The sequence below is a fragment of the Massilia sp. CFBP 13721 genome (assembly GCF_014842025.1).
Taxonomy (GTDB): domain Bacteria; phylum Pseudomonadota; class Gammaproteobacteria; order Burkholderiales; family Burkholderiaceae_D; genus Telluria.
On sequence record NZ_JACYUY010000005.1, the window covers coordinates 182,617 to 194,627 of the forward strand.

The following is a 12,011-nucleotide window of genomic DNA, read 5'->3' on the forward strand; positions in this document are numbered from 1 at the left end:
CATACACGGTACGCCAATGCCCAAAAGAAAACAGTGCGCTAACGTACGCTGTGCACGGCCTCGCCTGACGTGACGAAAATGGCGTCGCCCGCCTCGCGTGCGACCACGTGGCCGCCGGTGAACGCGCCGAACGACGGCAGGATCATGCGCTCGCTGCCGACGACGAAGCACGGCAGGCGCAGTGAATCGAAACGCGTGGCCAGCACCCAGGCCGGATGCACGTGCCCGGCCAGCGCATAGCCTCCCGTGTCGACGTCGGGATGATGGCAAAACGCAAACGGCCCGACCATGTGCGGCTCGTCCACCAGTTCGATGCCGAGGGTCGCCGCCGGATCGCCGGCATGCTTGTCGTGGTTGCCGCGCACCAGGGTCAGGCGCAGGTCGCGGCGCCGCTCGCGCCAGGCCAGCATCGCCTGCTGGGTGCTGGACGCGTGCGCGGCGCGCGCGTGCAGGAAGTCGCCCAGGAAGACGACGTGGCGCGCGCCGTGGGCGTCGATCAGGGCGTCGAGCCCGAGCAGGTTTTCGCTGGTGGTACCGCGCGGCACGGGAATGCCCTGCGCGCGGAACGAGGCCGCCTTGCCGAAGTGGATGTCGGCAATGATCAGCATCGATTGCGCCGGCCAGAACACGGCTTTTTCAGGCAAAAGCAACAACTTTTCACCAGCAACTTCAACTTCAGACACCGTCATACTGCAGCAGCCTTCTCCAGTTCGCGCACCATGCGCGCCACGCGGTCATTCAGTTTTTCGGTACTGACTTTCTCGCGGAAGCGCTCGACCATCAGCGCGAAGCCGAAGGGCGTCGCGCGTTTCACGACACGATACGCCACTTTGCGTGCATGGAGTTCGGCCAGCGTGTCACGCAGGCGGGTCAATTCCAGTTCCTGCTCCAGCACTTCGCGCTGGGCTTGCGTGAGCAGCAGGTTGCCGGCGTCGTGCTTGCGGAAGACTTCGAAAAACAGAGACGATGACGCCTGCACCTGGCGGTTCGATTTCGGCTGGCCCGGATAACCCTGGAACACGAGGCCCGCAATGCGTGCCACTTCGCGGAAACGCTGCTGCGACAGCTGGGTCGCGTTCAGGCTGTCGAGCACGTCCTCGAGCAGGTGCTCGGTATCGAACAGGCCGACGTCCGCCCCGGTGGCGCCGGCGAATTCGCGCTCCCAGTCGACCGGGTCCGGCGCCATCAGTTCGAAACCGTAATCGTTGATTGCAATCGAAAACGTGATCGGCTGGCGCCGCCCGATGCGGTAGGCGAACAGCGAAGCGAGCCCCATGTGCACCGAACGCCCGGCGAACGGATACACGAACAGGTGATAACCCTCGCGGCTCTTCATCGATTCCAGCACCAGCGTATCGATGGTCGGCAGCGCCGACCATTTGGCCTGGATGTCGAGCAGCGGCCGGATCGCCTGCATTTCCGGTCCCTCGAAGCGCCCCTCGGCCGCCTGGCGCAGCTGCTCGAGCGCGGCGTGCGCCAGTTCCGAAGACATCGGCATCTTGGTCCCCTGCCAGCGCGCGATCGCGCCGCGGCTTCCCGTGGCGCGTTTCACGAAGGCCGTCATTTCATGCACGCGGATGAATTCGAGGATGCGTCCGCCGAACAGGAAATGGTCGCCCGGTTTCAGGCGCCCGATAAAGGACTCTTCCATGCTGCCGATGCGCCCGCCGCTGACGTATTTCACCTGGATGGTGGCATCGGAAACGATGGTGCCGATGCCCATCCGGTGGCGCCGGCCGATGGCGGTGTCGGGCACGCGATACACGCCCTCCTCGTCCGGCAGCACGCGCCGGTATTCCGGGTACACGGTCAGGCTCTGGCCGCCGCGCGCGACGAAATCGAGCGCCCACTGCCACTCTTCCTCGCTCAGGTGGCGGTACGACCAGGCACGGCGCACCTCGTTGTAAAACGCTTCCGAGCGAAAGCCGCCGCCCAGCGCCACCGTCACCATGTGCTGCACCAGCACGTCGAAGGGTTTATTGGGCACATAACGGCCCTCGATGCGGCGCGCGGCCACCGCCACCTTGGCGCCGGCCGCTTCCAGGATTTCCATGCTGTTGGTCGGCACCAGGGTCACGCGCGACACCCGTCCCGGCGCGTGGCCGCTGCGCCCGGCCCGTTGCAGCAGGCGTGCGATGCCCTTGGCGCTGCCGACCTGCAGCACGCGCTCGACCGGCAGGAAATCCACGCCGAGGTCGAGGCTGGCGGTGCAGATTACCGCCTTGAGTTCGCCTTTTTTCAGGCCCATCTCGACCCAGTCGCGCACCTCGCGCGCCAGCGAGCCGTGGTGCAGCGCGATCACGCCGGCCCAGTCGGGACGCGCTTCCAGGATGTTCTGGTACCAGATCTCCGACTGCGAGCGGGTATTCGTAAACACCAGCGTGGCGTCGTAATGCTCGATCTCGTCGATCACGGGTTTCAGCATCTGCAGGCCGAGATGCCCGCCCCAGGGAAAGCGCGCGACGTCCTTCGGGATCAGCGAATCGACCACGATCTGCTTCTTGGTATCGCCTTCGACCAGCACGCCGGGCGAGTCTTGCTCAACTTCGCCTAACAACACCTGCCGTGCCAGGTCCAGGTCGCCCATCGTCGCCGACACGCCCCAGATCACGAGGCCTGGCCGCCAGTGGCGCAGCCGCGCCAGCGCCAGCTGCACCTGCACGCCGCGCTTGCTGCCCATCAGCTCGTGCCACTCGTCGATGATGATCATGTCGAGGTGCTTGAACTGCTCTTCGGCAGCCGCATGGCTGAGCAGCAGCGAGAGGCTTTCGGGCGTCGTGATCAGCGACGATGGCCACTTGCGCGCCTGGCGGGCACGCTCGGCCGACCCGGTGTCGCCGGTACGCGCACCCACCGTCCACTCGGGCGCCAGCGCCGACGCCGATTCTTCCAGCGCGCGCTGGGTGTCGGCGGCGAGCGCGCGCATCGGCGTGATCCACAACACGCGCAGGCCGCTCATCTTTCCTTTGGTGAGCGCCCCGCGCTGCAGCGCCGCCAGCCACACGGCATAAGTCTTACCCGCGCCCGTGTTCGCATGCAGCAGCCCGGACTGGCCCGCCAGCGCCGCCTTCCACACCTCCTTTTGAAACGGGAAGGCCTTCCAGCCGCGCGCGGCGAACCACTCTTTTACTTTTGTCGGCGTCGGCCCGCTCATGCAGCGGCGGCGGCCAGCAGGCCCTTCAATGTGTCGAGCGTGTCAGCATCGTCGACCGTCTTGTCGTCGCGCCGGCGCAGGATGCGCGGGAAGCGCACCGCAATCCCCGCCTTGTGGCGCGAGGACAGCGCAATGCCTTCGAAGCCGATCTCGAACACCATCGTCGGCTTCACCGAGCGCACCGGCCCGAATTTTTCGACCGTCGTCTTGCGGATCGCATTGTCGACCTGGGCGATCTCGGCGTCCGTCAAACCGGAATAGGCTTTCGCGAACGGCACCAGCTTGCGCTCGCCATGGCCCTCGTCGTCCCACACCGCGAAGGTATAGTCGGTGTAGAGCGAGGCACGGCGCCCATGACCGGCCTGGGCATAGATCAGCACCGCGTCGACCGAATACGGATCGACCTTCCACTTCCACCAGGTGCCGACGTCCTTGGTGCGGCCGACGCCGTACTGGGCGCTTTTCGCCTTGACCATCATGCCTTCGACGCCGCGGTTGCGCGATTCCGTACGCAAGGCGGACAGCGCTTCCCAGCCGTCGGCGTGAATCAGCGGCGAAATCTTCAGCTGCGGCTGGTCGATCGCGGCCACCTGCGTTTCCAGCAGCGCGCGCCGCTCGTGCTGGGGCAGCGCGCGCAGGTCGACGCCGTCGAGTTCGAGCAGGTCGTAGCAGACCAGCACCGCCGGCAGTTCGGCCAGCAATTTGGCCGACAGGGTTTTCCGTCCGATCCTGCGCTGCAGTTCGGCGAAGGGCGCCGGCACATCGTTGGCATGGTCCCAGACCAGCACTTCGCCATCGACGACAGTCCCCTCGGGCAGGCGCACGCTGCACAGTTCCGGGAAGCGCTCGCTGATCAAATCCTCGCCGCGCGACCACAGGTAGTTTTGGGCGCCGCGGCGCACCAGCTGGGCGCGGATGCCGTCGTACTTCCACTCCACTTGCCAGTCACCTAGCTCGCCCAGCGCCGCCGGATCGCCCTGCAGCTGGTGCGCCAGGAAGAAGGGATACGGCTGGCCACCGCGCAGCTTGTGCTCTTCGTCCGACTGCGCCGCGATCAGCTGCAGGAACTTGGTCGCGGTCGGGCGCACGCTGCCGTCGGTCCAGCCCATCAGGCGCTGGGCGACCAGCTTGCTGTCGACCGCGGCAATCGCCGCCAGCGCGCGCGTGACCAGCAACTTCGAGACGCCGACCCGGAAGCCCCCGCCGATCAGTTTGCAGAACAGGAAGCGCTCGGGCGTGGTCAGCTCGTTCCAGTAGCTGAACAGGGCTTCGCGGATGACGGCGGGGTCGGCGCCCCGCAAGGGGCCGATGCGCTCCGTCATCCATTCGGCCAGGCCGACGTCGCTCTTCTTTTCCGGCGGCGGCAGGATGTGGGCGATGGTTTCGGCCATGTCGCCGACTGCGTTGTACGACTCGTCGAACAGCCACTCGTCGAGCACCGCGTATTCGATCGCGTACTGGCGCAAGAGTTTGGTGGGAACGGCCTGGCGTGGCTTGCCGCCGGCGAGGAAGTAGACGGCCCAGGCGGCATTCTCGGGTGCGGCCGTGGAAAAGTACTGCTGCAGGGCTTCGAGCTTGCGGTTGGTGGCGGTGGTTTCGTCGAGTTCGGCGAACAGGCGGGCAAATTCACGCATTGCCGGACTCCTCCACTTGCGCGGCCTCCGCCGGTTGCGGCGCGATGCCGACGTCGTCATCGTCGTCGCCGTATTCCGTGTCGAAGCCGGCCGCGTCCAGCCCCTGCTGGCAAAGCCAGCGCACCAGCACCGGAATCGAGCCGTGGGTGACGATGACGCGCTGCGCCCCGGTGGCGCTAATTGCCGACATCAGCCCGGGCCAGTCGGCGTGGTCGGACAACACGAAGCCGCGGTCGACGCCGCGCCGCCGGCGTGCGCCGCGCAGCTGCATCCAGCCGCTGGCAAAGGCGTCGCTGTAGTCGCCGAAGCGCTTCATCCAGGGTGAGCCCGAGGCGGACGGCGGCGCGACGATGATCGATTGTTTCAGCGCCGCCTTGTCGACGTCGCTCACCATCAGCGTCGGCGGCAACGCAATGCCGCCTTCCCGATACACGCGATTCAAAGGCTCGACCGCGCCATGGCAGACGATCGGTCCGATCGCCGGATCGAGCCCGGACAGGATGCGCTGCGCCTTGCCGAACGAGTAGCCGAAGATCACGCTCGGACGGCCCTCGGCGGCATTCTTCTGCCACCAGCGGTTGATGTCGTCGAAGATCGACTGTTCCGGGTCCCAGCGGTAGATCGGCAGGCCGAAAGTCGATTCGGTAATAAAGGTGTCGCAGCGCACCGGTTCGAATGGCGCGCAGGTTTTATCCGGCTCGATCTTGTAGTCGCCGGACGCGACCCAGACTTCGCCCCCGTACTCCATGCGTACCTGGGCCGAGCCGAGCACGTGGCCGGCCGGGTGCAGCGAGATGGTGACGCCGTTGTGGACCACGGTCTGGCCATAGTCGAGGCCATCGACATTGATCTCGCCGAGGCGCGAACGCAGCACGTGCACGCCGCTGGCGGCGGTGAGGTATTTGCCGTGGCCGTAGCGCGCATGGTCGCCGTGGGCGTGCGTGATCACGGCGCGCTCGACCGGGCGCCATGGGTCGATATAAAACCCGCCAGGGACGCAGTACAGCCCCTCCTTGCGCACTACCACCATATCTGCCATGCGGTCCTTTCCCGGCGTTAGGCCGGCTTGACGAAGTCTGCCATAAAGGAGCGGTGCTCGCCGTCCGGGAAGTCGATGCCGATCTGGTCGCCCGCCACCGAGACGACGATGCCCTGTCCATACTTTGGCACCGTCACCTGCATGCCCACCTCGAAATGCGGCCCGGCCGGTTCCGGCTCCGGCGCATGGTCGAACTCGTCGTCGCGGATCTCGATGTCGTCCAGGTTCATCGACGGCGGGTTCTTGCAGTTGTCGCACTTGCAGCACTTCTCGAAGCCTTCGACTTCGTCGCCGAAGTAATCGAGCATCAGCTTCCAGCGGCAAAAACCGCTGACCGCGTAACCCACCATCTTTTCGAGCGATTCGCGATCGTGCTCCTGCTTCTGCACGTAGACAGCGGCCAGCGCTTCGAAGGTGGCGGCCCTGGGTTCGGCCTTGGTCACGACGAATTCGAGCTTGCGGTTCTGGCGCACCAGCTTGCCGTCTTTCAGCAGCTTGAGGCAGACCTTGATCTTCGCCTCGTTGAGGTCGACCAGTTTTTCTTCGATGCGCTCGGTCGTCACCGCGCCGTCTTCAGCCAGTTCGCAGGCGGCGTCGTAGACCGAGCGGATCTCGGCGGCGTCCGGGTAGTGTTTGACCAGGAAGAACTGCTGCAGACGCTTGTCGTCTTGCAGGAACAGCAGTGTGCAGCTGGCATCCTCCCCGTCGCGCCCCGCCCGCCCGGACTCCTGGTAATACGATTCGAGGTTGGCGGGAATCTGCAGGTGGATCACGAAGCGGGTGTCGCTCTTGTCGATGCCCATGCCGAAGGCATTGGTCGCGACCATGATGCGCCGCTCGTCGTTCATGAACAGGTCCTGGTTCGCCTTGCGCTCGGCGCTGGGCAGCTTGCCGTGGTAGATCGTGACCGACTCGCCCACTTCTTCCAGGATGCGGTGCATTTCCTCGGCCGCCTTGACGGTGGCCGCGTAGACGATGCCGACACCCTCGTTCTCCGCCACCAGGCGCCGCGCTTCCTGGAATTTCTCGGCCAGGTTGGTCACCTGGCGCACGCTGTAGTGCAGGTTCGGGCGATAGATGCCGGTGTTGATGACGTTCATGCGCGGCCGGTTCAACTGGCGGCCGATGTCGTCGATCACCTCGTCGGTGGCGGTGGCGGTGAGCGCCAGCACCGGCGGCTGGCCGAGCGCGGCAATCGCCGCCGCCATTTCGATATAGGCCGGGCGGAAATCGTGGCCCCACTGCGAAATGCAGTGCGCTTCGTCGATCGCGACCAGCACGATATTCGTTTGCTTGAGCACGTCGAGGAATTCGGGCGAGGTCAGGCGCTCGGGCGTGCAGAACACGATCTCGCACTCGCCGGCGGCGATGCCGGCTAGCGCCCCATGTTCTTCCTCGGCATTCAGGCTGCTGTTGACCTGGCAGGCGCGGATGCCCAACTCGTCGAGCTTCCCGAGCTGGTCCTTCATCAGCGAGATCAGGGGCGAGACGACGACCGTCGTGCCCTTCAGGATATGCGCCGGAATCTGGTAGCACAGCGACTTGCCGCCGCCGGTGGGCATGATCGCCAGCGTATCTTTACCGTCGAGGACGCTGTCGATGACGCGCTGCTGTCCATCGCGCAGGCGTTCGATGCCGAACACTGAACGCAGCAGCTTGTTGATGGAATGGCGGCGCACTGCGAGCAGGCCATTGTGGAGGAGTTGGGGGTCGTGTCGGGTCATGCAATTACTGTAATTCGCGCGCGCGAACCCGGCTATAGGACGCCAACCAAAGGCCGCGTAGGAGCGGCTCTCTGAGCCCCTTCCTGCGGCTGAGACAGCACCACAAGGTCTTTTCCTACAGAACGGCGGAGTGCCCGCCGATGCCGCGCAATGCGGCCCGGCCTCAGAATGGCACCATACCAAACGGAAACACACACCCAAAAGCAGGAGAACCCACCATGATGCGCTCGATCCCCACCACCCTGACCGCACTCCAACTTGCCCTCGCCGGCGCCGCAGCCTGGCTGGTGTATGAAACGAACGCGCTGCAGGGCGCAGCGGTGTTGATGTTTCACTAAACAAATTCCGCCACAGGCGTGGCCGGTTGTCGTGAACATGATGATGTCTTGACGTAATCATTGTCGCAAAACATCTGGCTAACCGGCGCACGATAACGCCAAGCAACAGTTTCAGACCGGTGCACCGGATGCACCGGCAATTAACAAGTAGACAACAGCGCCATCCGCTCAGACCGGATGGCGCTTTTTATTTGCGCGCCTGGTTCACTGGCTTGCTTACCGGAGCGACCCGAGTGAAAGAAATGAGACAGGAGATATAAGCAGCGGAAACTTGGGAAGATTGGAGATGCGACGACAATTGGTGAGATTCCTTCCGTTGTCATGAGAATATACTTGCTGTGGTGAACAGGACTTCTTATCGACACTTGATCCGTACCCGCCATGCTGGCCTGGATAGATTGGTCGACCATACCCCACAGGATTTCCGATGCGAGACTCCCACTACCCAACATCTGGCGACCCAATTGTTTTCTTTGACTTTGAAACCACCGGCCTTTGTTCCAAGAACGATTCAATCATCGAAATTGCAGCAGTTAAGTATGTTCCTGGTGCAGCCTCGCATCCGCATATGCAACAACTTATCGCCATTGATCGGCCGCTGCCCAGGTTCATCACGAAACTAACCGGAATAACTGACGATATGCTTCGGACCGATGGTCGACGCATGGATGAGGTGCTGGACGAGTTCATCGAATTCATCGGAGATCATACAGTCGTCGCATTCAATATTAACTTTGATACGCGCTTTCTGAATGCGGCGATTGAACGCCATCGCCGTCGCCCACTCAACAACGTCGGACATTGTGCGCTCGCCCGTGCCAGGTTGGCATGGCCTGACCTGCCAAGTCATAAGCTCGTTCACTTGGCGAAACACTTGGACTTGGACGTTGGAGTAGCTCATCGCGCGCTGAATGACAGCCTATTGGCACTAGAGGTGTACTTTCGCTCGTTCGAAGTCGAGCGCTCGCGTGGTTCGGAAAGGGCCGTGAGCAAGACGATCTCTACGGGCGCACCATCGATTATTCCAACCATTGCAGGACCACGTCAGTTCAGGATTGAGGTCTTGGGCACGCGTCGCAATCAGGAACCCTTTGAGGCCCTGTGCGGACCTCGGACGGATAAGGGAACGGTGCTCGACATTCAAGTTCAATTGCGCGTGGAGACCAATTCGAACGCGGTAAAGGTGCTATTACAGGAAGAAGTAGTAGGAAACTTAGCCACACGCGTGGCACAAGACTTTCGCCGCGCGATCATCGACGGCGATTTGGCTGAGTTCAGACATTTTGAATGCTCAGCAAAGATCCGAGGTGGAAAAATTAGCGATTCGTCGACCGATGGCCACTATGTCATGTGGTTGGACATACCGCAAGATGATGACTAGGACCGCGCTGTTTCGAAATTAGGCTCGTAGTTCGACCGTTTTGGAACCGTGTACGGCTGACGGTCCATGTCCGTTATACCCATGCGTCCGCGTGGGCTCGGGGCGCCCACCCTACTTTTTATTTATACCGACCGCTTATGCAGCAGGCCGTAGGGTGGTCGGCTCCACCCGGGTACTCGATTATTGTTGACGCCTGCGCCGCCCACGCGTTCAGCCGGCCCCGGAAACCTCGCGTCGTATCAACGGTGGGTTGAACACGTGGGCGGCGCAGGAGCCGGGTCCGTGCAGATGATCGGATGGAGCCGACCACCCTACGGCCTGCTACGGCCGCGACAGCCAATAAAAAACGCCATCCCGGCTTGCACCGGGATGGCGTTTCCATTTACTGCACTACTGAAGATCAGGCAGCCGCTTGCGCAGGCATGTCGATCGCGTCGGTCTCTTCGGTCGGCAGGCGCATCATGTAGTCGAAGGCTGCCAGCGAGGCCTTGGCGCCCTCGCCCACCGCGATCACGATCTGCTTGAACGGCACCGTGGTGACGTCGCCGGCCGCGAACACGCCAGGAATCGAGGTTTCGCCTCGAGCGTCGACTTCGATCTCGCCATGCGGCGTCAGGTCGAGCGTGCCCTTGAGCCATTCGGCGTTCGGGAGCAGACCGATCTGGACGAAGACACCCGCCAGTTCCACCGTATGCAACTCGCCGCTGGCGCGGTCCTTGTAGACCAGGCCGGTGACTTTCTTGCCGTCGCCCAGGACTTCCGTCGTCTGCGCACCCTTGATCACGTCCACGTTATTCAGGCTGTAGAGCTTGCGCTGCAAGACCGCGTCGGCACGCAGTTCATTGCCGAACTCGATCAGGGTGACGTGCTCGACGATGCCGGCCAGGTCGATGGCCGCTTCGACGCCCGAGTTACCGCCGCCGATCACCGACACGCGCTTGCCCTTGAACAGCGGACCGTCGCAGTGCGGGCAATACGCCACGCCGTGGTTTTTGTACTCTTTTTCGCCCGGCACGTTGATTTCGCGCCAGCGGGCGCCGGTCGAGATGATGACCGACTTCGATTTCAGGACGGCGCCGTCTTCGGTCGTGACTTCGAACAGCTTGTCGTTCTTCTCCAGCTTGGCGGCGCGCTGCAGGTTCATGATGTCGACGTCGTAGTGCTTGACGTGCTCTTCCAGCGAGACGGCGAACTTCGGCCCTTCGGTTTCCTTCACCGAGACGAAGTTTTCGATCGCCAGCGTGTCGAGCACCTGGCCGCCGAAACGGTCGGCGACGACGCCGGTACGGATGCCTTTGCGGGCGGCGTAGATCGCCGCGGCCGCGCCGGCAGGACCGCCGCCGACGATCAGCACGTCGAAGGCTTCTTTCTTGGATAGTTCGGCGGCTTTTCTCTTGCCGGCGCCGGTATCGAGCTTGGCGAGGATTTCCTCGGCGCTCATGCGGCCCTGGCCGAAGTGCTCGCCGTTCAGGAACATCATCGGCACGGCCAGGATCTGGCGCGACTCGACTTCATCCTTGAACAGGCCGCCGTCGATGGTCGTGACCTTGATGCGCGGGTTGATGATCGACATCGAGTTCAGCGACTGCACTACTTCCGGGCAGTTATGACAGGACAGCGAGATGAAGGCTTCGAAGACGTAGTCGCCGTCGAGGTTCTTGATCTGCTCGATCACTGCCTGGTCGAACTTGATCGGGTGGCCGCCCACCTGCAGCAGGGCCAGCACCAGAGAGGTGAATTCGTGGCCAAGCGGAATCGCGGCGAATTCGATGCCGATGTCGGTACCGACACGGTTGATGGCGAAGGATGGCTTGCGCGTACCCTTGCCGTCTTCACGGTAAGTAATCTTTGCGCTCAGGGAAGTGATTTCCTTGAGCAGTTCTTCCATTTCTCGCGCCTTGGGCGAGTTATCGAGCGATGCAACGATCTCAATCGGCTGCACCACTTTTTCCAAATAGGCTTGTAACTGCTTTTTGAGATTTGCATCCAGCATGGTTTTTCCTTGTATTCGGTGAGTGTCGGACACTGGCCGGCTAAGGCGGGCCAGTGTCCGGTACAACTGGTATAACTAACTAGCTACTGACTGCTTAAATCTTGCCGACCAGATCCAGCGACGGGGTCAGGGTTTCCGCGCCTTCGGTCCACTTGGCTGGGCAGACTTCGCCTGGGTGGGCAGCGACGTACTGGGCAGCCTTGACCTTGCGCATCAGTTCCGATGCGTCGCGGCCGATGCCGTTGTCGTGCACTTCCATGACCTTGATCTGGCCTTCAGGATTGATGACGAAGGTGCCGCGCAGCGCCATGCCTTCTTCTTCGATCATGACCTGGAAGTTACGGGCCAGGATGCCGGTCGGGTCGCCGATCAGCGGGTAGTTGACTTTCTTGATCGCATCCGAAGTGTCATGCCATGCCTTGTGGGCGAAGTGGCTGTCGGTCGACACGCCGTAGACTTTGACGCCCATCTGTTCGAACTGCGGCTGGAAGTCAGCCAGGTCTTCCAGTTCGGTCGGGCAGACGAAGGTGAAGTCGGCCGGGTAGAACATCAGGATGGACCAGGTGCCTTTGAATTGTTCTTCGGTCAGGTCGATGAACTTGCCAGCGTGGTAAGCGGTTGCTTTGAATGGCTTGATTTCGGTGTTGATAAGGGACATGGAAGCTCCTGTTTGTGTGTTGAATCAAAGTTGATGAATGCAAGTGTAAAGCGCTTGCGGTCGCTTGTAAAATTAATTGATGGGATACTT

Annotated in this window: 8 protein-coding genes; 1 reads left to right on the forward strand and 7 read right to left on the reverse strand. The window is 62.5% G+C overall.

What is annotated here, in order from left to right; all coding sequences use genetic code 11:
* Window positions 1-38 precede the first annotated feature (38 nt).
* From pdeM to IFT60_RS06890, 5 genes are read right to left on the reverse strand one after another with little or no spacing between them, the layout of a single operon-like run.
* Window positions 39-689 carry a ligase-associated DNA damage response endonuclease PdeM gene (gene pdeM, locus IFT60_RS06870; protein WP_192050909.1) on the reverse strand — a complete coding sequence of 217 codons (651 nt, stop codon included), beginning with the start codon at window positions 687-689 and terminating at the stop codon, window positions 39-41.
* Window positions 686-3,154 (reverse strand): ligase-associated DNA damage response DEXH box helicase, encoded by a 2,469-nt coding sequence (locus tag IFT60_RS06875; protein WP_192050912.1) that lies wholly within the window; start codon window positions 3,152-3,154, stop codon window positions 686-688. Before IFT60_RS06875 ends, pdeM begins: the two co-directional genes overlap by 4 nt.
* Window positions 3,151-4,788, reverse strand: coding sequence for an ATP-dependent DNA ligase (locus IFT60_RS06880; protein WP_192050915.1), 1,638 nt, complete (start codon window positions 4,786-4,788; stop codon window positions 3,151-3,153). Before IFT60_RS06880 ends, IFT60_RS06875 begins: the two co-directional genes overlap by 4 nt.
* The gene (locus IFT60_RS06885) at window positions 4,781-5,827 is read right to left on the reverse strand and encodes a ligase-associated DNA damage response exonuclease (RefSeq protein ID WP_192050917.1); all 1,047 of its coding nucleotides are present in this window, start codon (window positions 5,825-5,827) and stop codon (window positions 4,781-4,783) included. Before IFT60_RS06885 ends, IFT60_RS06880 begins: the two co-directional genes overlap by 8 nt.
* 17 nt (window positions 5,828-5,844) lie before the next feature.
* A complete protein-coding gene (locus IFT60_RS06890; protein WP_192050920.1) occupies window positions 5,845-7,551 on the reverse strand; it encodes a RecQ family ATP-dependent DNA helicase in 1,707 nt (568 codons plus the stop codon).
* 765 nt (window positions 7,552-8,316) lie between these two features.
* Here IFT60_RS06890 and IFT60_RS06895 point away from each other — a divergent pair.
* The gene (locus IFT60_RS06895; protein WP_192050922.1) at window positions 8,317-9,270 is read left to right on the forward strand and encodes a 3'-5' exonuclease; all 954 of its coding nucleotides are present in this window, start codon (window positions 8,317-8,319) and stop codon (window positions 9,268-9,270) included.
* 400 nt (window positions 9,271-9,670) lie between these two features.
* Here the strand turns inward: IFT60_RS06895 and ahpF are convergent, their stop codons facing one another.
* Both ahpF and ahpC read right to left on the reverse strand, forming a co-directional pair.
* Window positions 9,671-11,263: an alkyl hydroperoxide reductase subunit F gene (gene ahpF, locus IFT60_RS06900; protein ID WP_192050924.1), complete on the reverse strand. Its 1,593-nt coding sequence runs from the start codon at window positions 11,261-11,263 to the stop codon at window positions 9,671-9,673.
* Window positions 11,264-11,357: 94 nt separating this feature from the next.
* Window positions 11,358-11,921 carry an alkyl hydroperoxide reductase subunit C gene (gene ahpC / locus IFT60_RS06905; RefSeq protein ID WP_192050927.1) on the reverse strand — a complete coding sequence of 188 codons (564 nt, stop codon included), beginning with the start codon at window positions 11,919-11,921 and terminating at the stop codon, window positions 11,358-11,360.
* Between the last annotated feature and the right edge of the window lie 90 nt (window positions 11,922-12,011).